Source organism: Rubrimonas sp., from assembly GCF_036788415.1.
Lineage (GTDB): Bacteria > Pseudomonadota > Alphaproteobacteria > Rhodobacterales > Rhodobacteraceae > Rubrimonas.
Window position 1 is genome coordinate 1 of record NZ_DAIQNN010000024.1, and the last position, 23,923, is coordinate 23,923.

28 protein-coding genes are annotated in these 23,923 nt (G+C 69.8%); 11 read left to right on the forward strand and 17 right to left on the reverse strand.

Annotated features, from left to right (window positions below; all coding sequences use genetic code 11):
* From V7Q31_RS08040 to V7Q31_RS08065, 6 genes are all read right to left on the reverse strand, one after another.
* Positions 1-566 (reverse strand): branched-chain amino acid ABC transporter permease (locus V7Q31_RS08040; RefSeq protein ID WP_333833178.1); only part of this gene is annotated, 566 nt, incomplete at its 3' end.
* A gap of 18 nt (positions 567-584) precedes the next feature.
* Positions 585-1,457: a branched-chain amino acid ABC transporter permease gene (locus V7Q31_RS08045; RefSeq protein ID WP_333833179.1), complete on the reverse strand. Its 873-nt coding sequence runs from the start codon at positions 1,455-1,457 to the stop codon at positions 585-587.
* On the reverse strand, positions 1,457-2,611 hold the full coding sequence (locus V7Q31_RS08050) for a DUF2333 family protein (protein ID WP_333833180.1): 1,155 nt from the start codon (positions 2,609-2,611) through the stop codon (positions 1,457-1,459). The genes V7Q31_RS08045 and V7Q31_RS08050 overlap by 1 nt, the downstream gene beginning before the upstream one ends.
* 4 nt (positions 2,612-2,615) lie before the next feature.
* Positions 2,616-3,323: an ABC transporter ATP-binding protein gene (locus tag V7Q31_RS08055; protein ID WP_333833181.1), complete on the reverse strand. Its 708-nt coding sequence runs from the start codon at positions 3,321-3,323 to the stop codon at positions 2,616-2,618.
* A complete protein-coding gene (locus V7Q31_RS08060; protein WP_333833182.1) occupies positions 3,320-4,081 on the reverse strand; it encodes an ABC transporter ATP-binding protein in 762 nt (253 codons plus the stop codon). The genes V7Q31_RS08055 and V7Q31_RS08060 overlap by 4 nt, the downstream gene beginning before the upstream one ends.
* 69 nt (positions 4,082-4,150) lie before the next feature.
* Positions 4,151-4,978, reverse strand: coding sequence for a protein-disulfide reductase DsbD domain-containing protein (locus V7Q31_RS08065; RefSeq protein ID WP_333833183.1), 828 nt, complete (start codon positions 4,976-4,978; stop codon positions 4,151-4,153).
* Between the two features lie 85 nt (positions 4,979-5,063).
* Here V7Q31_RS08065 and V7Q31_RS08070 point away from each other — a divergent pair, with 85 nt between their 5' ends.
* The 3 genes from V7Q31_RS08070 to V7Q31_RS08080 all read left to right on the forward strand — a co-directional run bounded on the left by V7Q31_RS08070 (position 5,064) and on the right by V7Q31_RS08080 (position 7,261).
* The gene (locus V7Q31_RS08070; protein ID WP_333833184.1) at positions 5,064-5,636 is read left to right on the forward strand and encodes a YqgE/AlgH family protein; all 573 of its coding nucleotides are present in this window, start codon (positions 5,064-5,066) and stop codon (positions 5,634-5,636) included.
* A gap of 199 nt (positions 5,637-5,835) precedes the next feature.
* A complete protein-coding gene (locus V7Q31_RS08075; protein ID WP_333833220.1) occupies positions 5,836-6,573 on the forward strand; it encodes a ferredoxin--NADP reductase in 738 nt (245 codons plus the stop codon).
* 13 nt (positions 6,574-6,586) lie between these two features.
* Positions 6,587-7,261, forward strand: coding sequence for a hypothetical protein (locus V7Q31_RS08080; RefSeq protein ID WP_333833185.1), 675 nt, complete (start codon positions 6,587-6,589; stop codon positions 7,259-7,261).
* A 24-nt stretch (positions 7,262-7,285) separates the two neighbouring features.
* Here the strand turns inward: V7Q31_RS08080 and V7Q31_RS08085 are convergent, their stop codons facing one another.
* The 3 genes from V7Q31_RS08085 to V7Q31_RS08095 form a co-directional block, all read right to left on the reverse strand.
* Positions 7,286-7,729, reverse strand: coding sequence for a hypothetical protein (locus V7Q31_RS08085; protein ID WP_333833186.1), 444 nt, complete (start codon positions 7,727-7,729; stop codon positions 7,286-7,288).
* Positions 7,730-7,783: 54 nt separating this feature from the next.
* Entirely contained in the window at positions 7,784-9,184 is a 1,401-nt protein-coding gene (locus tag V7Q31_RS08090; RefSeq protein ID WP_333833187.1) for a TolC family outer membrane protein, read from the reverse strand.
* Positions 9,185-9,257: 73 nt separating this feature from the next.
* A complete protein-coding gene (locus tag V7Q31_RS08095; protein ID WP_333833188.1) occupies positions 9,258-9,914 on the reverse strand; it encodes a protein-L-isoaspartate O-methyltransferase family protein in 657 nt (218 codons plus the stop codon).
* Positions 9,915-10,381: 467 nt separating this feature from the next.
* Between V7Q31_RS08095 and V7Q31_RS08100 the strand changes: the two genes are divergently transcribed.
* Both V7Q31_RS08100 and V7Q31_RS08105 read left to right on the forward strand, forming a co-directional pair.
* On the forward strand, positions 10,382-11,146 hold the full coding sequence (locus V7Q31_RS08100) for a helix-turn-helix transcriptional regulator (protein WP_333833189.1): 765 nt from the start codon (positions 10,382-10,384) through the stop codon (positions 11,144-11,146).
* A 78-nt stretch (positions 11,147-11,224) separates the two neighbouring features.
* Complete coding sequence (locus V7Q31_RS08105) at positions 11,225-11,917, forward strand: acyl-homoserine-lactone synthase (RefSeq protein ID WP_333833190.1); 693 nt, start codon at positions 11,225-11,227, stop codon at positions 11,915-11,917.
* Positions 11,918-11,973: 56 nt separating this feature from the next.
* On the opposite strand, the gene V7Q31_RS08110 is transcribed toward V7Q31_RS08105, so the two are convergent.
* Both V7Q31_RS08110 and V7Q31_RS08115 read right to left on the reverse strand, forming a co-directional pair.
* On the reverse strand, positions 11,974-12,816 hold the full coding sequence (locus V7Q31_RS08110) for a universal stress protein (protein WP_333833191.1): 843 nt from the start codon (positions 12,814-12,816) through the stop codon (positions 11,974-11,976).
* Between the two features lie 98 nt (positions 12,817-12,914).
* Positions 12,915-13,226 carry a YegP family protein gene (locus tag V7Q31_RS08115; protein ID WP_333833192.1) on the reverse strand — a complete coding sequence of 104 codons (312 nt, stop codon included), beginning with the start codon at positions 13,224-13,226 and terminating at the stop codon, positions 12,915-12,917.
* Between the two features lie 117 nt (positions 13,227-13,343).
* Here V7Q31_RS08115 and V7Q31_RS08120 point away from each other — a divergent pair, with 117 nt between their 5' ends.
* Positions 13,344-14,525, forward strand: a complete 1,182-nt coding sequence (locus V7Q31_RS08120; protein WP_333833193.1) for an FAD-dependent monooxygenase — start codon at positions 13,344-13,346, stop codon at positions 14,523-14,525.
* Positions 14,526-14,548: 23 nt separating this feature from the next.
* Here the strand turns inward: V7Q31_RS08120 and speE are convergent, their stop codons facing one another.
* Positions 14,549-15,412: a polyamine aminopropyltransferase gene (gene speE / locus V7Q31_RS08125; protein ID WP_333833194.1), complete on the reverse strand. Its 864-nt coding sequence runs from the start codon at positions 15,410-15,412 to the stop codon at positions 14,549-14,551.
* A 132-nt stretch (positions 15,413-15,544) separates the two neighbouring features.
* Here speE and V7Q31_RS08130 point away from each other — a divergent pair, with 132 nt between their 5' ends.
* Together V7Q31_RS08130 and V7Q31_RS08135 are read left to right on the forward strand one after the other, a co-directional pair.
* Complete coding sequence (locus V7Q31_RS08130; RefSeq protein WP_333833195.1) at positions 15,545-16,762, forward strand: hypothetical protein; 1,218 nt, start codon at positions 15,545-15,547, stop codon at positions 16,760-16,762.
* Positions 16,763-16,857: 95 nt separating this feature from the next.
* Positions 16,858-17,682 carry a polyphosphate kinase 2 family protein gene (locus tag V7Q31_RS08135; protein WP_333833196.1) on the forward strand — a complete coding sequence of 275 codons (825 nt, stop codon included), beginning with the start codon at positions 16,858-16,860 and terminating at the stop codon, positions 17,680-17,682.
* A 51-nt stretch (positions 17,683-17,733) separates the two neighbouring features.
* Here the strand turns inward: V7Q31_RS08135 and V7Q31_RS08140 are convergent, their stop codons facing one another.
* The 5 genes from V7Q31_RS08140 to fliF are packed head-to-tail and all read right to left on the reverse strand — an operon-like array spanning position 17,734 to position 22,048.
* Positions 17,734-18,831 carry a flagellar motor switch protein FliG gene (locus tag V7Q31_RS08140; protein WP_333833197.1) on the reverse strand — a complete coding sequence of 366 codons (1,098 nt, stop codon included), beginning with the start codon at positions 18,829-18,831 and terminating at the stop codon, positions 17,734-17,736.
* Positions 18,828-19,571, reverse strand: a complete 744-nt coding sequence (gene fliP / locus V7Q31_RS08145; protein WP_333833198.1) for a flagellar type III secretion system pore protein FliP — start codon at positions 19,569-19,571, stop codon at positions 18,828-18,830. Before fliP ends, V7Q31_RS08140 begins: the two co-directional genes overlap by 4 nt.
* Positions 19,572-19,579: 8 nt before the next feature.
* A complete protein-coding gene (locus V7Q31_RS08150; protein ID WP_333833221.1) occupies positions 19,580-19,837 on the reverse strand; it encodes a FliM/FliN family flagellar motor switch protein in 258 nt (85 codons plus the stop codon).
* 52 nt (positions 19,838-19,889) lie between these two features.
* Complete coding sequence (locus V7Q31_RS08155) at positions 19,890-20,486, reverse strand: hypothetical protein (protein WP_333833199.1); 597 nt, start codon at positions 20,484-20,486, stop codon at positions 19,890-19,892.
* Positions 20,483-22,048, reverse strand: coding sequence for a flagellar basal-body MS-ring/collar protein FliF (gene fliF / locus V7Q31_RS08160; protein WP_442976419.1), 1,566 nt, complete (start codon positions 22,046-22,048; stop codon positions 20,483-20,485). The genes V7Q31_RS08155 and fliF overlap by 4 nt, the downstream gene beginning before the upstream one ends.
* A 168-nt stretch (positions 22,049-22,216) precedes the next feature.
* Here fliF and V7Q31_RS08165 point away from each other — a divergent pair, with 168 nt between their 5' ends.
* The 3 genes from V7Q31_RS08165 to V7Q31_RS08175 are packed head-to-tail and all read left to right on the forward strand — an operon-like array spanning position 22,217 to position 23,903.
* On the forward strand, positions 22,217-22,702 hold the full coding sequence (locus V7Q31_RS08165) for a flagellar basal body-associated FliL family protein (protein WP_333833201.1): 486 nt from the start codon (positions 22,217-22,219) through the stop codon (positions 22,700-22,702).
* 41 nt (positions 22,703-22,743) lie between these two features.
* Positions 22,744-23,268: a hypothetical protein gene (locus tag V7Q31_RS08170; protein ID WP_333833202.1), complete on the forward strand. Its 525-nt coding sequence runs from the start codon at positions 22,744-22,746 to the stop codon at positions 23,266-23,268.
* On the forward strand, positions 23,265-23,903 hold the full coding sequence (locus V7Q31_RS08175) for a MotE family protein (protein ID WP_333833203.1): 639 nt from the start codon (positions 23,265-23,267) through the stop codon (positions 23,901-23,903). Before V7Q31_RS08170 ends, V7Q31_RS08175 begins: the two co-directional genes overlap by 4 nt.
* Positions 23,904-23,923: the final 20 nt, after the last annotated feature.

Genomic DNA, 23,923 nt, shown 5'->3' on the forward strand with positions numbered 1-23,923 from the left:
GCGGCGGTCTCGTTGTCGCGGATCGCGCGCATCATCCGGCCCCACGGCGCGCGCAGCTGGCGCTCCACCGCCCAGTAGGAGGCCGCGAGGATCGCCAGCACCAGCGCCAGATAGGCGAGGTTGGACTGGAGCGCCGCCTGCGCCGACCCGCCAGTCGCGAAGGGGCGCGGCAAGTTGGAGATGCCGGAGGCGGCGCCCGTCAGCCAGCCTTCGGAGCGGGCGACGAGGCGGATGATCTCGGCGACGCCGATGGTGGCGATGGCGAGATAGTCGGAGCGGAAGCGCAGGCAGATCTTTCCGATCGGCCAGGCGATGGCCGCGGCGAGGACCATGGCGGCGATCCAGCCGAGCGGCGCGGGGAGCGCAAAGCCGCCGATCCGCCCGTCGGCGGCGGCCGAGGTGACGATGGCCGAGGCGTAGGCGCCGACGGCGAAGAAGCCCGCGATCCCGGCGTTGAACAGGCCCGCGAAGCCCCATTGCACGTTGAGCCCCAACGCGAGCACGCCATAGACGCCGATGAACACGGCCAGATGCGCGCCATAGGTGGCGAGCCCGATCCACTCCATCGCCTCAGCCCCTCCCCGTCACAGCACCTTGCCCCGCAACAGGCCCGTCGGGCGAACCGCGAGCATCAGCAGCAGGATGACGAAGGCCATCGCGCTCTTGTACTGGGCGGGGATCAGCAGCACCGAGCTCTCCTCGACGACGCCGACGATCAGCCCGCCGAGCAGCGCGCCCTCGACGCGCCCAACCCCCCCGAGGATCGCCGCGGCGAACATCGGCAGCAGCATCTGCCAGCCCATCATCGAGCGCAGTTCGGTGTTGAGCCCGAGGAAGAACCCCGCCGCAGCCGCCATCGCGCCGACGATGCCCCAGGTGAGCGCGGTGACCACCCGCGTGTCGACGCCCGACAGGCGCGCGAGGTCGGGATTGTCCGACATCGCCCGCATCGCCTTGCCCCAGCGCGTGCGCGACAGGAACAGGTGCAGCGCGATCACGATGGCGAAAGTGGCGAGCAGGGTCAGAAGTTCGCGGTCGCGCAGCCGCACGCCCCAGTAGTCGTCGGGGCGCACGATGCCGCGCGCGTAGCTCTGGCTGTCCACGCCGAACACGATCTGCACGACCGAGCGCAGCATCAGCGCGACGCCGAGCGAGGCGATGACCGTTATGATGAGCGGGCGGGCGCGCAGATGGGCGTAGAACAGCCGGTCCGACCCGATGGCCACGGCGGCCGCGCCCGCCATCGCGACGGGCAGGCCGACCCATGGGCTGACGCCGGCGAACTGGACCACGGCGAGGGCGAGAAAGGCGCCGAGCGTGGCGAGGTCGCCATGGGCGAGATGGGCGAAGCGCATCACGCCGAACACCAGCGTCACGCCGATCGCGCCCAGAGCGTAGATCGCGCCGAGCACGAGGCCCGGCGCGAGGTGGAAATTGACGAAGTAGAGCAGGTCCATCAGCGGTTCAGGATTTCGCGCAGCTCGGTCATGTTGGCGCGGGCGCGCAGCATGTTCACCGCCATCGCGGAGAGGTGGTCGGGCTGGAAAAGCGAATCCTCGCGCCCGTTGGAGACGATGATCGGCGCGAGACCGGCGGATTCGGCGATGTGGGTCTCCATGCGGTCCCAGATCTGGTCGAGATTGGATTGGCGCACGACATCCGCGAAGTCGAGACGCATGGCCTGCAGGATGCCGTGATAGGCCCACATCATCCCGTGCGCCTCGTAGAACAGGTTGTCGGCGCGAAAGTCGAAAATCCCGTTGTTGTTCCCGTCTCCCGGCACGAACGCCTTGGTCGCGGGATCCCAGCGCTCGCCTTTCGAGCGCGAGGCGAGCTGATCGGTCATGCCGCCGATGTCGTTGGCGATGCGGTCGAGCAGCTGGAAAAGGTTGTCGCTGCGCGCGTCGAACAGCGCCGCGCACTCGGTGAGGCGCAGATTGTAAATGTCGAGCGACTCCTTGGCGTCTCGAAAAGTCGCGGCCGCGGAGTTGGAGAGCAAGGGCAGCCTCTGGCTGAACGGGTTGATGATCCACGCCCGCTCGTTCCACTGCAACGCCCCGCGCGCGTCGGTCAGCGCGCTGTCGGGGGCCGAGGTGCCGCGCGCGCGGCCGAGAAGGTCCACCGCCTCGACGCCGATGCGCCGCACGGCGCGCAGCGCGCCGATCTGGAACGACGCCTTGTTGTCGAAGAACGGGCCGCTCTCGAAGCTCCAGATGCCGAACCAGCCGAACTTGTATTGCGGGTCGCCCGGCGCCCAGACGTTCTGGTTCACCAGCACGTCGAGAATGTAGGAGGTGACGGCGACGGTCTGGCTCGGCGCGCAGCCCGAGCCGTCCGGGAGGCGCGAACCGGGCTCCGCGCCGGTCCCGGAGATCACGCGCTGTGGATAGCCGAGCTCGTCGCCCGCGGTCAGGCTGAGCCGGGTGAAGGCCGAGACGAGGTACAGGATCACCAGCAGCGCGAGCGCAGGGCGGGCGTAGAAGAGGATCTGCCCGATCCGACCGCGCGTCTCGGCGATCTCGCGGCGCTTTTCCTTCGACACGCGGTCGAAGCCGGTCACCCGGCGCGACCAGTCCCAGAAATCGACAAGCCGATCCGTCAGTCTCGCCATCGTCTCACCCTCCGAGGAAAAGCCGGGCGATCTCGGGATCGCCCAGCAAGTCGGCCCCTGTCCCATCGCGACGGTTGCGCCCGGTCGCGAGCACATAGCCGCGGTCGCAGAAGGCCAGCGCCTGCTTGGCGTGCTGCTCCACGAGCAGGATCGAGACGCCCGCGCGGCGCACGTCGCGCACGATCTCGAAGATGCGCTCCATGTACTTCGGGCTGAGGCCCGCCGTCGGCTCGTCGAGCAGCAGCAGCTTCGGATCGAGCATCAGCGCGCGCCCCATCGCCACCATCTGCCGCTGCCCCCCCGACAGCCGCCCCGCCATCTCGCGCCGCTTGTCGCGCAGGTCGGGAAACAGCGCATAGACCTTTTCGAAGGCCGCCGACAGGTCGTCGCGGCGGATGAAGGCGCCCATCTCGAGATTTTCGTGCACGCTCATATCGCGGAACACGTTGTCGACCTGCGGAACATAGCACACGCCGTGGCGCACGATGCGGTCGGGCGACCAGCCGGAGATCGGGTTGCCGTTGAACCAGATATGGCCCCGCCGCACGCGCAACAGGCCGAACACGGCCTTCATGGCGGTGGACTTGCCGGCCCCGTTCGGGCCCACGATGGCGACGATCTCGCCCGAACGCACCTCGAGGTCGAGGTCGAAAAGGATGTCGGCCTCGCCATAGCCGGCGGTGACGTCCTCGATGCTGAGGAGCGCGCTCATGCGGCGCGCTCGCCGAGATAGGCTTCCAGCACGCGCGGGTCGTTGCGCACGTCGGCGAAAGCGCCTTCGGTAAGCACCTTGCCTTCGGCCATGCAGATCACGGGATCGCACAGGCGCTCGATCATCTCCATGTCGTGCTCGATCAGCACGAAGCTGTAGCCGCGCTCGCGATTGAGCCACAGGATCTTCTCCTCGATCTCGCGCAGGAGCGTGCGGTTGACCCCGGCGGCGGGCTCGTCGAGCAGCACCATGCGCGCGTCGGTCATCATCGCGCGACCGAGTTCGAGGAGCTTCTTCTGGCCGCCCGACAGCTGGCCCGCGCGCTGGTCGGCGACATGGCGCAGGTTGAGAAAGTCGAGCACGTCCTCGGCGCGGGCGCGCACCCGCTCCTCCTCGGCGCGCACGCCGCCCCAACGCAGCCAGTTGGCGAACAGGCTCTCGCCGGATTGCGACGGCGCCACCATCATCAGGTTCTCGCGCGCGCTGAGGCGGTGGAACTCGTGCGGGATCTGGAAGGTGCGCACGAGGCCGCGATGGAAAAGGGCGTCCGCCGACAGGCCCGTGACGTCGGCGCCTTCGAAACGGACATGGCCCGAGGTCGGCCTCAGAGCGCCGGCTATCACATTGAAGAGGGTGGTCTTGCCTGCGCCGTTCGGGCCGATCAGCCCGGTGATCGCGCCTTTGTCGGCGCGCAGCGTGCAGCCGTCCACGGCGCGGAAGCCGCCGAACGCCATGACGATGCGATCGACTTCCAGCATCGGTCCGCCTGATCCGGGATCACGTTGTCGCAGGTCACATAAACGCGCGGCAACGCGCGAGCAAGGCGCTCAACCGCCGGAAGGCGCGCCCGGCGCGGCGCAACCCCGTTGCTCGATCACGCCCGCGGGCGAGACGAGGCTGAGGCGCAGGGCGTCGCGCCCGATCCAGAGCGCGGGGTCCCAGAGCCGGGCCTCGCCCTCGGCCACCAGCGCCCGCCCCTCGACGCGGAGGACGGGCGGGGCGAACCATGCGCCGGGCGGGCCTTCGACCACCAGCAACGCGTCGCGCGGCGGGGCCTGCTCGAAAACCAGCCGCGCCTCGAAGCGCCGTTCCGCGCCTGCCCCGATCAGCGCGCATTCCGCCCGCGCCAGACCGGCCTCGGACCCCGGAAGCGGCGCGCGCGCGAGCGCCGAGGCGATCGGACCGCCCGGCGCTCCGGGCGCTTCGGCCGGCAGGTCCAGCGTCAGCTCGGCGCGCTCCGGCACGCAGATCTCGGCGCAGACGCCGAAATCGAGCGCCAGCGCCAATGAGGCGGGGGCCGTGGCGTCCACGAGCGTCACGCGCAGCGGAAGGGTAACATGGTCGGAATAGCCGATGGTGGCGATCCCGAAGCTGTCGAAGACATGCGGCGTCGGCCAAACCACTTCGACCGCGGCGACGTTGCGCGAGCCGGACCAGTCGAAGAGCGGCGGAATGCCCGCCTCGCCCGGCGCCCGCCAATAGGTCTTCCAGCCCTCGGCGAGGGCGATCGACAGCCCGGCCACGCGCGCTCCATCGGGCTCGGCCCACCCGTCCGACAGCATCGCCTCGGCGCGGATGCCCGGGGCGAGGTCCTGCGCCTGCGCCGCGACCGTGGCGAGCGCCGCCGCCGCGACCGTCAGAGCCATTCGCGCCATCGCCGTCTCCCCGCCCTGCGCGAAATCCGCGCCGCCAGCGCGCTGCGCCCTTGATCCGCCGGCGCGCGCGTCTCACCATAGCGTCATGCGCATCGAGCCGGAACGACATCTGAACGGAAAGCTGCTGATCGCCATGCCGGGCATGGGAGATCCGCGCTTCGAACGGGCCGTGATCTACATGTGCTCGCATTCCGACGAAGGCGCGATGGGCCTTGTCGTCAACCGTCGCGCCCCCGGCGTAAGTTTCGGCGAACTGATGGCGCAACTTGAAATCGAAGTGGGGCCGCAGGCGCAGCTCGCCGACGTGCATGTCGGAGGCCCCGTCGAGACCGCGCGCGGCTTCGTGCTGCATTCGAGCGACTTCCATATCGACGACAGCACTATGCGGGTCGACGAGGGAATCAGCCTGACGGCGACGCTCGAAGTGCTGCGCGCCATGGCGGCGGGCTCGGGCCCCCGCAAGGCACTGATCGCGCTCGGCTATTCCGGATGGGCCCCGAGCCAGCTGGAGGGCGAGCTGCAGCGCAACGGCTGGCTGACCTGCGAGGCGGACGAAGAGATCCTGTTCTCGCGCGACGACGCCATGAAATGGGAGCGCGCGCTCGCCAAGCTCGGCGTGTCGCCCGCGGCGCTGTCGGCGACGGGAGGGACGGCCTGATCCGGCGCCCGCCCTCCGACGCCATGTCGCGCCCGCGAAAGGTTGCGCCCCAGGCCGAAGGCGGCTAGCCACGACGCGAGTCTCACCTGCGCGGGAGCGATGAATGGCCGACGGCGACACCCACATCATCGAGGCGCGCGTCGCCGGCGCGCCGGCGCCCTTCCCCGTTCCCGGCAACGTCTTCGCCGAGACGGTGACGATGGTGAAGCACTACACCGACCGGCTGTTCATGTTCCGCATCACGCGCCCGCCGAGCTTGCGCTTCCGCTCGGGCGAATTCGTGATGATCGGGCTGCCGAACGCGGAACGCCCGGTCTATCGCGCCTACTCGATCGCGAGCCCGGCCTGGGACGAGGAGCTGGAGTTCTTCTCGATCAAGGTGCCGGGCGGCCCGCTGACCGAACATCTGCAGAAGATCCAGGTCGGCGACACCATCCTGATGAAGAAGAAGCCGACCGGAACGCTGGTGCTCGACGCGCTGCTGCCGGGCAGGCGGGTGTGGATGTTCTCCACGGGGACGGGGATCGCGCCTTTCGCCTCGCTGATCCGCGACCCCGAGACCTACGACAAGTTCGATCAGGTGATCCTCACCCACACTTGCCGCGAAGTCGCCGAACTCGGCTATGGCGAGGAGCTGGTCGCGGCCATGCGCGAGGACCCGCTGGTGGGCGAGTTCGCCGACAAGCTGATCCACTTCACGACAGTGACCCGCGAGCCCTTCCCCCGCCCGCGCCGCATCACCGACATGATGCGCGACGGCGAGGTCTTCGAGATGCTCGGCGTGCCGCCGATCTGCGCTGAGAACGACCGCGCGATGATCTGCGGTTCGATGGAGATGCTGCGCGAGACCAAGGAGATCTGCGAAGGGTTCGGACTTGTCGAGGGTTCGAACTCGATGCCGAACACCGTCGTCGTCGAACGCGCCTTCGTCGACTGACGCAGGGCCGGCGATGCTGCGCGCGCTGACCGTCCTTGCGGTCCTCGGTCCGGTCGCGCTCGCCGGCTGCGCCGCCTCGCCCGGCTCGCGCATGGAGGGCGCCCTTTCGGAAGCGACGCGCGCCCCCGAAGCGTTGACGCCCGAGGAAATCGCGGAAGCGCGGCGGCTGCAGGCGATGCCGGTCGCCCCGCGCAGCGGGAACGATCTCGCCGCGGCGCTGTGGAGCTGGGACTGGCGCAGCGCATTGAGCGGCCGGGGGCGGCAGCGCGCCTTTTTCAGCGAAGGCGGCGCCGCCTACGCCGCCGCGCTCGCCGGACGCCCCGATGCGACGCTGACGCCGATGGACCGACTCGAAGCGGCCGACGCCGCCCTCGACAGCGCGCGGCGCTCGGCGGCGCTCGCCGAGGCGACGCATGCGCGCGCCGTCGGAGACGTCGCCGCGCTGCGCGCCGCGGCTTCGCCGGATCAGGCGTTCGCGGAAGCCGCCGAGGCGCGCGGAGCGCTGCTGACGGCCATGGCGGCTGCGGCTTCGGCCGATGCCGCAGCGGTCGCTCAGGACGCCGAAGCGCTGGGGTTTTACGCGGGGCCCGCGCGCCGCGTCATGGCGGAGCGCGCCGCGGCGCTGGCGCGGCTCGCCGCCGAGCTGGAAGGGCGCGCCGCCGATGTCGGGCGGATGATCGACGCCTGACCGCTGCGCCCGGCCCGAGGCGGCTCAGCCCCGGGCGGCGAGCGCGCGCGCGACCTCCTCGCGAACGATCTCGCGAAGGCCAGGCGCAAGCGCCTCGGCGCCGAGACGCTCGACCTCCTCGGCGAAGACCGCGCGGGCGATGTCGACCATCACCGCCTCGTCCGCCGACAGCTCGACATCGTCCAGCCCGGGGCTCAGCCCGGGCGACGCGTCCAGCGCCTCCGGCGGAGCGGCGGCGGGCGCCGGAGGCGCGACGACCGTGGCCGCAGAGACGCTCGCCGCCTGCGGCGTGGCGACTGCAGGGGCGTCGATCCGCATCTCCTGCGTCAGCACGAGCACCCCGTCAGGGGCGCCCCCCCGCAATGGCGCATGCTCGAACTTGCGGTCCTCCTCCGCGACGATCCTGCGTATCGAGGCGAGGATGTCGGCCATGGCGGCCGGATCGCTGACGGGGCGCGGATCGGTCATGGCGCAGTCGTCCTCACTGGAGCGCCCGGGGCGCGCGTCGCGGCCCGGACCGCGTCAGGGTCGCCAGAGCGTCTCCCAAACCGTGTCCTCGTCGCGCTCGAACCCGAAGAAGCGGGCATTGTTCGCGTCGTAATTGATCGCCGGATCATAGGCCACCGCCGCGACGTCGAGATCGGCCATGGTCAGTGCGCCGATCGTCGAGAGCAGCGAATAGGCGGCGACGAACTCGTTGCGCGTCGTCTCGACGAGACGCGAACGCGCGTCGAGAAGCTCCTGCTCGGCGTCGAGCACGTCGAGCGTGGTCCGCGAGCCGACGATGGCCTCCTCGCGGACGCCCTCGAAGGCGAGCTGGGCGGCCTGAACCTGCTCGCGTCCGGCGACGATGTTGGCGCGGGCAGCGAGAAGCTCGGTCCAGGCCGCTTCCGCCTGACGGCGCCGCTCCCGCGCCTCGACGCTGAGCCCCGCGCGCGCCGAACTGGCCCGCGCCTGCGCCTGCCGCACGCGGCTGTAGGCTGCGCCGCCCTGATAGATCGGAATCCGCGCCACGACGCCGACGGCCCCAGAGACCGTATCGTTGTTGCGGAGATCGTCGAGAAGCACGCTGTTGTCGTCGTATCCGCCGGAGGCCTCCAGCGAGACGGTCGGAAGCAGCCCGCCGACGGCGGTGCGAACGTCGCGCCGCGCCGACGTCTCATCGAAGCGCGCGGCGGACAGCAGGGGATGGTTCTGCAACGCCAGATCGACCGCCGCGTCGAGCGACGCAGGCAGCGTCGGCAAGGGCGGCGTGCGCTCGAGACCGAAGGGCTCCTCGCCGACCACTGCGCGGAACGTCTGCTCGGAACGCGCCAGCTGCGCCTCCGAAGTCGCGAGCCGCGCCCGCGATTCGGCGAGCCGCGCCTCGGCCTGGCTCACGTCGGTGCGGGTCACTTCGCCGACCTCGAATCGGTCCTGAGATGCGCGCAACTGCTCCGAGATCACCCGAACGTTGTTCTGAGCGAGATCGACGAAAGCGCGATCGCGCAGAATGTCCACATAGGCCGTCGCGACGTCGAGGAGGACCTGCTGCTCGAGCTGAAGCAGCCGGGACCGCGCTGCGGAGACGTCCGCGACGCGGCCAAGCACAGAATTGTAAGTCCTACCGCCGTCATAGATCGCCTGAGACGCGACGACGCGCGCTGTGAACGGGTCGGAGTCCTGGCGTCCGGCGATCTGACTGTCGCGCGCCTCAAGTTCGTAGCGAAACTCCAAGTCGACATCAGGCCGCATCCCTGCGCGCGCCTGATTGACGCTTTCGTCGAGGGCGCGCAGATCGGCGCGAGCGGCGATCAGGTCGGGATTCGTCTCGTAGGCGATGGCGAAGGCCTCGCGCAGCGTGCGCGCCTCCACCCCGGGCGCATGCATCGCAACGAACGCCGCCAGCGCGAGAATCCGCGCCATGCTCGTGGTGCCTCTCATCCGACATTCCTTTATTCTGCGATTTGAAGCGACGGTACTGCGCGAACGGCGGCCTGCAACCCCTTCATAGACGTCAGAAGGTGAATTCCGGCGATGAGTCGAATCCGGGCAACAGGGTCGCGGAGGCGTCGAATACACGGCGCGCCGATATCGTCGCGCCCGAACGCAGCCAGACGCGGCACCACGACATCGGTCCGTCCACCCAGATCGCCGCGAGCCGGCCGCCATCCTTGAGCTGGTCGAGAAGCGCCGTCGGCTCGACGGCGACGCCGCCTTCGACGAGAATCGCATCGTAGGGTCCGGACCCGGGCGCGCCCGTGGCGAGCGGAGCGGTCTCGACGACCAGATTGTCGACGTCGAGCGCCGCCGCCTGCGCCGTCATCTGCGCGGCGAGCGTCGCGTCCTCCTCGACGGCGACGACGGCCGCTGCGAGTTGCGCCATCAGCGCCGCCGAGTAACCGCAGCCGGCCCCGACCACGAGCGCGAGCGCATCTGCGCGCACCTCGAGCGCGTCGATCATTTTGGCCAGCGTGCGCGGCTCGAGCATCGCCCGCCCCGGCGCAAGCGGAATCGGCGCATCGGCGTAGGCGACCGCCCGATGCGCACGGGGCGCGAAGGACTCGCGCGGGATCGCGAGCATCGCCTCGACGATCTCCGGCTCGGAAATGTCCGACGGGCGAATCTGGCGATCCACCATCGCCACGCGCTGCGCCACGAAATCCATGCCCATGCCCCTCCGCCCTCGCCGCGAGGTCCGACCTCTCGCCGCAGAGGACCTGCCACAGCCCCTCGCGCCCCGCAACAACCCTCCGCCGCAGCAGGCGGGAGGGCCGAGCGCGGGGCGCCGCTGGAGCGAGAGCGAATCAGTACGGACACCCGCCGCAGACGCGCCCCTCATGCGCATCCAACGGCTTTCGCGACGGCGCCTCGCCATTTCTGATGAGCCCAGCTTGGCGAATTTCGCCCGACGAACTTCTCCGATAATTTTAGGGGAAGGTTAACGATCTGCACGGAGTGTCGTCATGACTGAGGCTTGGGTTCTCGAAATGCTCGGCAATACGCGTGAGGCGGCGCGGTCTCAGGGCCTTCACCGTCTCGCAGAGCATCTCGACGATGCTATGCTGCTCGCGGCTTCGGAATACCACGAAGCCCATTGGCGCACGGAGGCGGTGGAGGACGATGTCCTCGAAAGTCCAGATGCTTTTCGAGGCGCTCGGCGACCCGGTCTCCATTGAGAACCTCGGGCTGCTGGTCGACCGCATCCGCGACGTCTTCGACGTCGCGCATGTGGCCTACATCGCACTGTCGCTCGGGCGCGACTACGTGGTCGCGTCCCGCACGGTCGGCGAGCTTTCCAACAATGCCGGCTTCTGGTGGCGCGAGGCGGGATCGCTCGCGACGGTGAGCTACTCGCCGGAATGGGGCGCGCGCTACTCCGAGGCGGGTTACGCGCGAATCGATCCGGTGGTCGAAGGCGCATCGCGGAGCTTCCTGCCGATCAACTGGAAAAGCCTGCCTTGGGATACGCGCAAGCGTCGCCAGTTTCTTATGGAGGCTGTCGAGTGCGGCTTGGGAAATCAAGGCTACACGGTGCCGGTCCGCGGGCCAAATGGACAGTTCGCGCTTTTCGTGGTGAACAGCACCGCAACTGACAGCGAGTGGCAAAATTTCATTGAAACTCACAAATCCGACCTCCTGATTGTAGCGCATTTCTTTCACCAGAAAGTTCTTGAGATCGAAAAGATATTTGGGTCTCCACCTGCGCCTGTGCTTTCAAGCCGTGAAAAGGACGTATTAACTTACATCGCCCTCGGCAAGAGTCGGGCGCAAGTTGCCTACGATCTGAAAATATCTGAAAATACGCTCCGCGTTTATCTGGACAGCGCCAGGCATAAATTGTGCGCCCTCAATATTCAGCACGCCGTTGCTATCGGAGTCCAAAAAGGACTTATAAACGTTTAGTAAAAAGTTTACTAATTATCAATTTATTCAACAATTCGAATAAAATTCCTCGCATCTTCCCAGACACCGGAGTGCGAGATGATCAAGATCGTCCAAGCCGCCGACCTGTATCGCCGCCCGCTGCTCGCCGCCTCGATGTTCCGTGACCGGGCCTCGCAATTCCATGAGCGTCTTCGTTGGGAAGCGATTCAGCTTGACGACATGGGCCTCGAATTCGACCAGTACGACGAGCTCAATCCGATCTATGTCATGATCGAGGATGAGAACGGGGAGCATTGCGGGTCCGGGCGAATGATGCCGACGACCGGGCGCACGATGATCGCAGAGCACTTTTCCGACCTCACCGGCGGAGTCGAACTGAACAGCCCCCTGATCTGGGAGATCACGCGTCTGTGCGTCTCGCCGCGGCTTCAGCCCGGCTCGGCCATCGCGCGCCGCGCTCCGGCGGCGCTGCTCTGGGCGGGCTGCGACCTGTCCTTGCGCTCGGGAGTGGAGTTCTGCGTGGCGGTGTTCTTCCGTCCGATGCAGCGCGTCTTCAAGGCCTGCGGCTTCGAGCCGGAAATCCTCGGGACGCGTCAGACTCCGGAGGGCGAGATCTGCGGCGGTCTCTGGGAGATCACCCCGGAAGCTCGGGATCGCCTCGGCGAGCGCGCCGGACTGATCGGCCAGCGCGCCATCGACTATTTTCCGTCGATCGATCGCTTCCCCGCCCACGTGGAGCCGGCGACCCGCGCCGCTGCGACGTTCTCGCCGCAACTCCAAGCAGCGTGAGGCGCTCTGAAGGCGCCAGCGCGCGACCGGTTCGCAGCGCGCTGGCGTCCTGAAACTCAATGCGCCAGCAGAAGCGGCAGCGGCGGGTGCGAGACCATGTCCGAAGTCACGCCGCCGAAGATCGACTCGCGCAGCCGCGAATGGCCGAACCCGCCCATCACGATCAGATCGCAGCCCGACCGACGCGCTGCGGCGGCGAGCGCCTCGGCGATGGTGTGACCTTCGGGGTCGATGACTTCGACAGTCACCTTCGCGCCGTGGCCGGACAGCCAACGCGCCACGTCCGCGCCCGGCTCCTCGCCATGACGGCCCATCCCGAAATAGGTCTTCGCGACGCAGACCCGGGTCTCGGCGGCGGAGATGAGGAACGGGAGCGCCTCCCGCGCCGCGCGCGCCGCCTGCGCGCCGCCGTCCCAGGCCACCATCGGGCGCGCGCCGAGGGTCGCCCCGACGCCGAGCGCCGGGACGATCAGCGCAGCCCGCCCACTGTCGAACAGCGCGCCGTCGATCAGCGCGTCGGCGAGCGGGCGTGTGGCCACCGCGTCGCGCCCTCCGATCACGGTCAGATCGGCGTAGCGCGCGTTCAGCGCCAGCGCCCCGCCGGCGTTCTCCTCGAAGCCGCCGGCGATGCGCGCCTCGGCCTCGATCCCGCGCTGGCGCATCTTGGCGAGGAAGGCGTCGGCTGCATGCCGCGCATGGCCCTCGAACTCGGCGGCCTGCTCGGCCCAGATGCCGGCCGCCGCCGCAGACCCTTCGACGAGGACCGGCGTCGGTTGCGCGACCGTGGCCAAGCCCACGAGCCGGGCGCGTTGCGACTCGGCGAGGCGGGCGGCGGCGTCGACGCGCGCGAGCCCGGCGGGATCGTCGGCGATGTGGACGAGAATCGTCTTGTAGCTCATGGCGTCATCTCCCGCTCGACGACGGCGTTCGCCGCCTTGGCGTAAGTTTCACGCAGCCACCGCCCGGGCGCCTTGCGCCCGGTCAAGGCGCGGTGCGATCAGGCGGAGAAGCCCTGCCGCGCCGCGTTGGCTTCGGCGTCGCGACGCGCCTTGTAGCCCTCGGAGGACGCACCGACGATGTGGCCGTTCTGCGCAGTCCGCCGCCAGCGCCACTCGCCGGCCTTGTCCTCGTAGAACTCCCATGTGTCCGTGGCGACGGAGCCGCGGGTCATGTTCGCCTCGCAATCGGAGCGGTTGGCGTAGCCCTGGCATGAAGCGCCCACGATATTTCCGTTGGTGGCGGTGCGCCGCCAGCGCCAGGCGCCGCTCTTGTCCTGATAAACGTCGAACTTGTCGCTATCGCCGCTCATCGATCCCTCCCAGTCCCCTCGCGCCCTGAAGGCGGCGCGTTATGCGCGCGATCATTGCGCATCCCCGCGCGGTCGCGCAAGAAAAGCGCGCGAGCGAGGGGCGGGGGGAACAGGCGGATGCGGCGGCTGAAGATCGCGATCGCAGGGGCGGGGCTCGGCGGGCTTCATGCGGCGGCGGCGCTGGCGCGGCGCGGCGCCGAGGTCGTCGTGGTCGAGCGCGCCGAACGGCTGGGCGAGGCCGGCGCAGGCATCCAGGTCAGCCCCAACGGGGCGCGGATGCTGGCCCGCATCGGCGCGTTGAGCGCCGTCGAGCGCCGCGCCTTCCAGCCCGAGGCGGCGGAGATGCGGCTCGGCCGCTCGGGGGCGACGATCCTGCGCCTTCCGCTCGGGGCGGCCGCCGAGCGGCGCTGGAAAGCGCCCTATCTTCAGGTCCACCGCGCCGATCTGATGGAGGCGCTGGAGGCCGCGGCGCGGGCCGCGGGCGCCGAAATCCGCCTCGGGGCGGCCGTCGCGGACGCGTCGCCCGAGGGGGCGTTGACTCTGGAGACCGGCGAGACCGTGGGAGCCGACGTGATCCTCGGCGCGGACGGCGTGCGCTCGCGGGTGAGCGCGGCGCTGTTCGGCGCGCGCGAGCCGCGCTTCACCGGCCAGATCGCCTGGCGGGGAACCGTGCCCGCACGCGCGCTGCCGAAGGGGCTGGTGCGCCCGAGCGCCACAGTCTGGGTCGGGCCCGGGCGGCATCTGGTCACCTATTACCTGCGCCGGGGCGACACGGTGAACTTCGTCGCCGTCGAGGAGCGCGACGCCTGGACCGAGGAGAGCTGGTCGGAGAAAGGCGATCTGGGCGCCATGCGCGCCGCCTTCGCCGGCTGGAGCCGCGAGGCGACCGCAGTGCTCGAGGCCGCCGAGGAGTGCCTGCTCTGGGGCCTGTTCGACCACCCTCCCCTGCCCGCCTGGCGCGCGGGGCGCGCGGCTCTGCTCGGCGACGCCTGCCATCCGATGCTGCCTTTCATGGCGCAGGGCGCGGTGCAGGCTTTCGAGGACGGCGCGGCGCTGGCGCGTCTGCTGTCGGACGAAGCGGTGGCGCCGGAGACGGCGCTCGCAGCGTATGAGGTCGTTCGGCGGCCGCGCGCGACGCGCGTCCAGATGGTCGCGCGCGCGAATGCGCGGCTGTTTCACGCCCGCAGCCCGCTCGAACAGGCGGCGCGCTACGCCCCGATCGCGCTCGGGGCGCGGCTGTCCTCAAGCCTCGCCATGAGCCGGCTCGACTGGCTCTACGGCCATGTCGAGGCGGCCTGAGGCGGGCACAGTTCATCAGGGGGTCAGGGCATAAGCGCCGAGACGTAGCCCGGCAGGGCGAAGGCGGCCTTGTGAATCTCGGGGGTGTAGTATCGCGCCTCCAGCCCGATCTCCGCGACGCGCTCGGCCAGCGTGGCGGCCGCCACGCCGCGGGCGTCGCCATCGGTGGCCCAGCCCATCGCCATCGGACCTCCGACATAAGTCGGGATGGTCGCCATGTAGCAGCCGTAATCGCGGAACAGCGCCTTGAAGGCGGTCATGCTGCGGGTCAGCTCGGCCTTCTGCAGGAAGGGCACGCCGTTCTGCGTCACCATGATCCCGCCCTCCGCGAGCCGCTTGCGGGCGCAGCCGTAGAAACTGTCGGTGAAAAGCGTCTCGCCTGGGCCGATCGGGTCGGTGCTGTCGACGAGGATCACGTCGAAGACTTCCGCGCTCTCGCGCATGAAGTCCGCGCCGTCGGCGATCACGATCTCAAGGCGCGGATCGTCGAAGGCGCCGGCGCCGATCCCGGGGAGATAGCGCCTGGAGAACTCGATCACGCCGGCGTCGATCTCGACCATGACGAGTCGTTCGAGGCCGGGATGCTTGAGCGCCTCGCGCGCCATGCCGCCGTCGCCGCCGCCCACGATCAGAACGCGCTTCGCCGCGCCATGCGCCAGCATCGGCACATGCGCCATCATCTCATGGTAGATGAACTCGTCGCCCTCGGTGACCTGCACGACGCCGTCCAGCGTGAGGATGCGCCCGAAGGTTGGATTGCGGAACACGCGCAAGCGCTGATGCGCGGTCTCGCTGTCGTAGAGGAGCGTCGCCTCCTTGAGACACTGGCGGAAATCGTCGTGCAGCAGCTCGACCGACCAGCCGGGCATCAGATCGCGTTCGCTCATTTCGTCCTCCGCATTCCCGTCGCCCGGCGCCGCCGCTTCCGATGTCGCGCTGCGCGACCTTGACGCGCGTCATGGCCTCTCAGCGCGCCGACGTCCATCATTTCGTTGCGGCGGTCTCCAGTGGGGGCGGTGATGCGGTGGCTCGTGGCGCTGGACGAGTTCGAGGCCGATGGTACGATCAGCCGGGATCAGGCCGCGGCGATGAAGCGCCGCGCCCGGGCCGACATGGCGGCGTTCGGGATCAACACGGTCTACGTGGCGGGGATCGTCGCCGTAACTCTCGGCGCGATCCTCTGGACGTCGGGGCCGCTGGGGCTCACGCTCGCGGGGCTATTGATCTTCGGGGCGGGCGCTGCGGGGGTCGCGCGCTTCGGCGAGAGACTGCGCGTTCCAGCACATGCCGCCGTCGTGATCGGCCTCGCGCTGACAATTTGGGGCGTCGGCTGGTTCGCTGCGGAGAATTTTTCCTCCCGCATGCCGCAGATCCTGATCGGGGGGTTCGCCACTGCGGCGGGTCTGCGGGCGCGCATCCTTCTGCCGGACCGGTTCGCCTTCGCTGCGGGGATGGCGGCCGTCGCTGGACTCTCGCTTCATCTGTGGGGCTTGCTGACCGCGCAGCCGAGCCTCGACCTCGACTGGCTGGCCATGCTTTACGCTGGCGTCGCCGTGCTCGCGCTGGGGCTGTGGCTCGACGTGCGGGCGCTCTCGGCGCTGTCGATCGCCTTCTTCGCCTCGGCTCTCTCGACCACGGCGTATTCCGGCGCGAATTACAGCGTGACCATTTATGAATCCACGCTGACGATCGCACAGTTCGCCCTGATCGCGGGTCTCTGCCTGTTGACCACGCGCTTCGAGGTCGAACGCTGGTCGCGCCACGCTCGCATCGTCGGGCTGCTCGCCTTCGTTTGGATCAACGTCGCGTTCTGGATCGGCTCGCTCTGGGGCGACTGGGTGGGCGCTCATCTCTGGGGCCCCAACCGCGCCGACTTCTTCGCCGAGATCCAAGGCCAGCCCTACGAGGAAGCGGCCTGGGAGGCGGCGCACGCGCAGGCGGCGGCGGCGTGGGAGGCGTTCAGTGCGACGGCGCTCGAAATACCCGCAGCGGCCTTCTCGATCATGTGGGCGCTCCTTCTGCTCGGCACCGCGCTCTGGGCGGCGCTGACCGACCGCCGCTCGATCTTCAACGCCGCCGCCACGTTCGGGGCTATCCATTTCTACACCCAGTGGTTCGAGACGTTCGAGGACGAACCGTCCGCGCTGATCGCAGCAGGGGTCATCGCCATCGCGCTGGCCTGGGGGGCGCGCGCCGCAAATCGCCGGTTCGCCGAGCGGCATGCACGCGCAAGCTGAACGCAGCGAAACAGCGCCGGCGCGGCGATGCGCGGCGCCCATTCCATTCGCGCTGGCGCGCTAGGCTGCGCGGCAAACAGCAGAACGAGGCCCCCTTGGCGAAGAAGAAGTCAGGCCGACTGGCGACGCTCGACCTAGGCGCGCGGCTGCCGCGCGAGCTCTATGAAAAGCGCCTCGCCAAGCTGCAGATGCGGTTGCGCGAGATCCAGCAGGCCTATCTGCTCCAGGGGCGCAACGCAGTCGTGGTGTTCGAGGGCTGGGACGCCGCCGGCAAGGGCGGCTGCATCCGCCGCATCTCGGCGGCCCTCGACCCGCGCGGCTGCAAGGTCTGGCCGATCGGAGCGCCGCGCGACTATTTCGCCGAGCGGCATTACCTCGCGCGATTCTGGGACAAGCTTCCGGGCAAGGGCGCCATCGCGATCTTCGACCGATCCTGGTACGGGCGCGTGCTGGTCGAGCGCGTCGAAGGCTATGCGCCGAAAAGCCGATGGAAGGCGGCCTATGACGAAATAAACACCTTCGAGCGGATGCTGGTCGACGATGGCGTGCGGGTGATCAAGATCTTCCTCTACATCTCGCAGGAGGAACAGCTGCGCCGCTTCGAGGACCGGCTGCGCGACCCGCTCAAGCGCTGGAAGCTGAGTTACGAGGACTTCCGCAACCGCGGCAAGTGGGACGCCTATGTCGAGGCGGCCGAGGAGATGTTCAGCCGCACGGAAGGGGCGGAGCCGTGGCGCGTGCTGTCCTCGGAGGACAAGAAGAGCGCCCGGATCGAGGCGATCGACTTTATCTGCCGCAAGCTCGCCAAGGGGGTCGACCTGTCGCCGCCGGCGATCGACGACGCCGTCATCTCCGAGGCCATCGCGCATTTCGACCTCGATCCCGAACTGGTCCGCAGCCTCGCCGGGCGCGCGCCCTGAGACAGCTGAGGGAGCAACTGCGGGAGACGCTCCGCAGACCCCTTCGGCGCGCTATTCCTCCTCCTCGACTTCCACCAGCTTGAGCTCGCCCTGCTGGGCGAGTTCGCGGGCGACCCGGACCACTTCGGTCTGCGCCGCCTCGCCGTCGCGCGGGCTGACGTCGCCGATCTGCTTGATCTCGCCTTCGAGGCGCTGGGCGAGGCGCTTGGAGAGGTTGGACAGAAAGAAGTCGATCACCCGCGGCGCGTTGCTCTCTGCGAAGCGGAGCGCCTTGAGCATGGTCGGCTCGTCCACCGCCTTGAGCAGGAGCCCCGCGTCGCGCGCCTCCACGCGCTCGGAGAGGTCGGCGAAGGTGAACATGACCTTCTGGACCTGCCTCGCGAGCTTCGGCTTCTCCTGTTCGAGTTGCTGCAGCAGCCGCGCGCGGTTGGAGGCGGAGACGTTGTTCATCATCGAGCCGATGACGTCGGCCGGGCGGCGCGTCGCCTGCTCGCGCTGCATGACCGCGAGGAATTCGCGGGTGATGACGTCCTTGAGGATCTCCATCACTTCCGAATCGAGGCGCGGCACCCGCGCCAGCCGCAGCACGATCACTTGCGCGAATTCGGGGTCGAGGCGTTCGAGGATGCGCGCGGCCTTGTCCGAACGCATCTTCGACAGCACCACCGTGGCGGTCTGCGGATGCTCGTGGCGCAGGAAGCCGGCCAGCGCCTGGTCGGAGCTGTTGGACAGCTTCTCCCACAGCGTGCGCCCGCCGCCCGCATCCACGTCGTCCATGATGCGCGAAACCGAATCGTCGTCCAGCAGCTCGCGCAGGATGCGCCGCGCCTCGCCCGCCCCGCCCTTGATCTCGCGATTGGCGCCGAGCTCGTCGGTGAAATCGGCGATGGTCTTGTCGAGCAGCTCCGGCGAGATGCGCCACATCCCGCTCATCGCCTGGGCGAAGCGGCGCATCGTGGTCTCGCTGACGCCCTGAAGCACATGGGGCGCCGCCTCCGGCCCCAGCGCCGCCATGATGATCGCCGCCTTGTCGGCGAGCGAGAGGCTGACTTCGAGATTGTCGGCCAGCGCGCTCTTGTCATGCGCGCGATGGTCGGGCGGGGCCACGCCCGGGTCGCGTCCTGCGGCGACGGGCAGATTGGCGCTCATGTCGCATATCCTCTCACCAGCGCGCCGGCGAGCAGCGCCCAGCCGTCGGCGACGACGAAGAAGGCGAGCTTGAAGGGCAGCGCGACCACCGCGGGCGGCACCATCATCATGCCCATCGACATCAGAACCGAGGCGATGACGAGGTCGATGATCAGGAACGGCAGAAAGATCAGAAAGCCGACTTCGAAGCCGCGCTGGATCTCGCTCAGCATGAAGGACGGGATCAGCACCGAGACATGCGGCCGGCCGTCCGGTCCGGGCGCGGCGCGCCCCGGCGCGGCCTCGGTCATGACGGCCAGCGTATCGGGGTCCACGCGGCCTTCCATGAAGACGCGGAACGGCTCGAAAGCGCGGGCGACGCCCTCCTCCTCGGAGATCGTCCCGTCGAGCAGCGGCTGCACGCCTTCCGTCCAGCTCTGCTGGGCCACGGGTTCGATCACGAAATAGGTCAGGAACAGCGCGAGGCTGACGATCATCATGTTGGGCGGCGCCTGCTGCACGCCGATGGCCTGACGCAGGATCGACAACGCAGTGACCATGAAGGGAAAGCAGGTGATCATGATGGCGAGGCCCGGCGCGAGGCTCAGCAGCGTGATCAACACGAAGAGCTGCGCCAGCCGCGCGGTCAGCGAGCCGCCCTCGGTTCCCAGATCGACGGTCAGCGACTGCGCGAGCGCCGGCTGCGCCGCGACGCAGAGCGCCGCCGCCGCGCAGAGCGCAAGCGCCCCGAGCCTCGACATGACCGCGCTCAGCCCCCGCCGAGATCCATGATCTCGGTTAGCCGAACCCCGAGCCGCCCGCCATCGTCCTCGAGCTCCTGCAACTCGCCGCGGGCGATCAGCTGCGAGCCGACATAGACTTCGACCGGGTCCTCGACGCGGCTCTCGAGCGGCAGCACCGAGTCGCGGCGCAGCGAGACGATCTCGGAGATCAGCGGGCGCGCGCGCCCGACCGACACCGTGACTTCGATCGGCACGCCGAAGATCGCCTTCTCCCGCGCGCTCATCGCGGCGAGGGTCTTTGCGGCCTGAGATTCGGTCACGCCGAAACCCGTTTCGTCATCCGACATGTCGCATCTCCTCTTCAGCTTCTGCGAAGAATTCGTCGATCGCCCTCAGCGCGGCGCGCGCGCAGGCTTCGGCGTCGTAGGCGGCGCCGCCGCCGTCCCAGTCGAGCCGCGCCTGCGCGCCCGACAGCGCCGGGTCGGCGCGCAACTCGACCTGATCGCCCAGCCGCAGGGCGAGGCCGTCGAAATGCTCCGGCGCGCAGCGCGCGACGAGGCGGGCCTGCGGCGCGCTCGCCAGCCGCTCGGCGACTGCGCGCTCCAGCGCCTCGGCGAGACCCCGCCGCGCCGCCTCGGGCGCGACGGCGCCCGCAACGGCGGCCAGCACCGGCCCCAGCGCCGCGATCGCCTCCGCGCGCGCGGCCCGCCAGTCGAGATCGAGGTCGCGCAGGCTTTCGACCAGCGCGATGACGGCGCGGCGATTCTCGGCCTCGGCGGTCGCGTCGGCGGCGGCGAAGCCTTCGGCGTAACCCGACGCATGGCCCTCGCCGCGCGCCCGCGCGACCGCCTCGTCGAGCTCGCGGCGCGAATCGCTGTCGGCCCCGGCGGGGTCGGAGCCGAAATTCTCGAGCCGCAGGCGAAGGGGCTTCATGTCGGCTCCTTCTCGCGCTCGTCGTCCACGTTGTCCTGCACGTCGCGCTCGAGCCAGCTGCGCAGGACGTTGGCGCTGTCTTCCTTCTGCTCCTGAAAGGCCATGCGCAGCAGCGACAGGCGGTCGACCGGCTCGCCGACGTTGAACTCGTCGGCCTCGCGGAAGTCGAGCGAGGGGGGCAGACGCTCGGGCATGTCGGCCTGCTCGCCCGCCGCCTTCATCAGCGGGCGCAGCACGAAGAAGGCGAGGCCCAGCGCCACGATGGCGAGCAGACCCGTCTGGATCAGCGACATCGCGTTGCGCGACAGGAACTCGGTCACGCCGGCATGGGCGACCGTCCCCTCCGCGGCGCGGGCGGCGAATTGCAGCGTCTCGACCGTCACCACGTCGCCGCGCTCGGCGTTGAAGCCGACGGCGGCGCGCACCAGTTCGCGCAACTGGTCGAGCTCGGCCTGCGGACGTGGCGTCCAGACCGGCTCGCCGTCGTCGCCCGGCGCGCTGACGCCGTCGACCAGCACCGCCACGGTCAGTCGCCTGACGTCGCCTGCGCGGCGGATCGTCTCGCGACGGGTCTCGGAGACTTCGTAGTTCACGCGCTCCTCGGTTTCGGCGCGCTGGGCCTGCGACTCGCCCCCAGCAGCCTGCCCCTGCGGCAGGTTCGAGGCGACCGTCGCCGCGCCGCCATTGCCGCTGGACGTCTCGGTGACCTCGCGCGTGTCGCTGCTGATCACGACCCGGCTCTGCGGATCGACGCTGCGCTCGACGATGGTCTGACTCTCGAGCACGGTGTCGACCGAGACGGTGACGATGGCGCGCCCGTCTCCGACGCGCGCGGCCAGCAGCCGCTCCACCTCCGCGCGCAGCGCCGCCTCGCGCGCCGACCCCGGCAGCTGCGCATCGGCGTCGCCGCCCGATTCGCCCATCCGCAGCACCGCGCCATGCGCCGCGTCGATCACCGAGACGCGCTCGGGCGACAGGCCGGCCACGGCGGAGGCGACGAGGTAGCGCATCGCCTCGGCCTGCGACGCGCTCAGCGCGCCATAGGACATCTGGACGGTGACGGAAGCGCTCGGCTGCGCGCCGCGCTGGAAGGGCCGCCCGACCGTGTTGGCGATGTGCACCCGCGCCGTGCGCACGCCGGGCGAGGCGAGCAGCGTGCGGGCGAGTTCGCCCTCCTTGGCGCGCCAATAGGTCGCCTCGAACATCTCCGAACTCGTGCCGAAGCCGTCCATGCCGTCGAGGATCTCGTAACCGGCGGGGCCGTTGCGCGGCAGCCCCTCGGCGGCGAGCGCCATGCGCACCCGGTCGCGCTCGCTGGCGGGGACCAGCACGGTCGAGCCCTGCGCCTGCACGGCCACGCCCATCGCCTCGACCGCCGCCGCGACTTCGCCCGCCGCGGCTGGTTCGAGCCCGGAATAGAGCGTCGCCATCGAGGGCGTGCGGGCGCTTTGCGCCAGGCCGATCACCGCAGCGATCAGCGCCATGAGGGCGAGGACGCCGATCAGACGCTGCCGGGGCTGGAGCGAGAACCAGACGTTTGCGAACCGACCCAAGACGCGCATCCCGACCAAGGGGGCGGCGCAGGCCGCAAAGCCGGCGCCCGCGGCGACATTTGGGACTTTCCATTTAACAAGCCGTTTAACCCTCATCGGTTAGGTGCGGCGTCAGGAGGGCGCGACAGCCCCCCGCGTCACGGCGCCGGATCGCGGCGCGCACCGAAAGCGGGACCGATGTCCGAGGACAGCGCGAAGAAGCCCAAGGGCGGCAAAATGGGCCTGATCGTGGGGGTCGTGCTGATGCTCGTCTGCGGCGGCGGGTCGTTCTACGCGGTCTATTCGGGGATGCTGGCGCTGCCGCTGCCCGAGAAGGAGCCCAAGCCTCATGGCGAAGCCGCCAAATTCGCCGAGCCTCTGCCGACGACCGCCTTCCTGCCGCTCGATCCGATCATCGTGACCGTCGGCCGCGGGGAGGCGTTGCGGCATCTGCAATTCGCCGCCCAGCTCGAAGTCGAACCCGGCGCGCATGACGCGGTGGCGCTGCTGACGCCACGCGCCGTGGACGTGCTCAACACTTACCTGCGCGCCGTCGAGCCTTCGGACATCGAAGACCCCGCCGCGCTCCTGCGCATGCGCGCGCAGATGCTGCGCCGCGTCCAGGTGGTGATGGGCGAAGGCAAGGTCCGCGACCTGCTGGTCGCGGAGTTCATCATGCGCTGAGCGCCGACGCGGCCTCGGGCGCCCAGAAGGGAGCCGGCATCATGGAACTGATCTCGGACGCGCTGCTGATCGCCGGGGCCGTCGGCGCCGCCGCCTATTGCCGGCTGCTCGCCCGCCGCCTCGGCGCGCTGAAGGAGCTCGACAGCGGGCTCGGCGCCGCCATCGCCGCGCTGTCGCGGCAGGTTGACGAGCTGCGGGCTTCGCTGGAGGCGGCCAAATCGGTTTCGGGCGAGAAGGCGCGCGAGATCGGCCAGTTGACCGCGCGGGCGGAGATGGCGGCGGGGCGGCTCGAACTGCTTCTCGCCTCGCTGCATGAAGGCGGCTCGCGCCGTCCGATCGACCCGCGGCCGGACCGCGCCGCAGCCCGGGCGGCGGGCCTCGCAGCGGCCGCCCGGGAGGATGCTGCGGCGCGCCTGGCCGAGATCGAACGCCCCGAAGACCCGCCGGCGCCGTCGCGCCCGCGCGAGGCGCCGCCCGCCGAAGCCGACATGCGCGCAGCGCTCCGCTGGGCCGCGGAGCAGCGCGCAGCGGGTGGACGAACCCATGACGAGGAGCTCAGGCGATGATCGCCCGTCCCGCCCGCCCGGCGCGCGCGCTGCTGTTCATCGCAATGTGCTTCACGGCCTCGGCCGCGACCCGGCTGGGCGAGGTCGGCATGGCGACGGCGCAAAATCTCGGCGCTGCGGCGCAGGCCGAGCTGGACGCGCTCCGCCCGCCCGAGCCGACGGTTCTGCCGCCCGCCGCGCCTTCCGATATGCCGAAAGGCCTTAGCGCGCAGGCTGAGGAATGCGCGGCGCCCCCGGGGCCGCTGCTGATCGCGATCCGCGAGCGCGCCGCGGAGCTCGACCGGCGCGAGCTGCGCGTCGCCGAGCGCGAGACGTTGCTCGAGGTCGCGGAGGCGCGCATCCGCGCCGAGATCAAGCGGCTCGAGGAGGCGGAGCGCAAGCTCGCCGCCACGCTCGCCATCGCCGACGGGGCCTCGGAGCGCGACATCGCGCAGCTCGTCGCGGTGTACGAGACGATGAAGTCCAAGGACGCCGCCGCGATCTTCAACGCGATGGAGCCGGAGTTCGCCGCGGGCTTCCTCGCGCGCATGCGCGCCGACAGCGCCGCCGGGATCATGGCCGCGATGCGCGAGGACATCGCCTACGCGATCACGGCGGTGATGGCGGGCCGGCATGCCGGCGTGCCGAACCAGTGAGGGACGCCATGCCGCAGCGG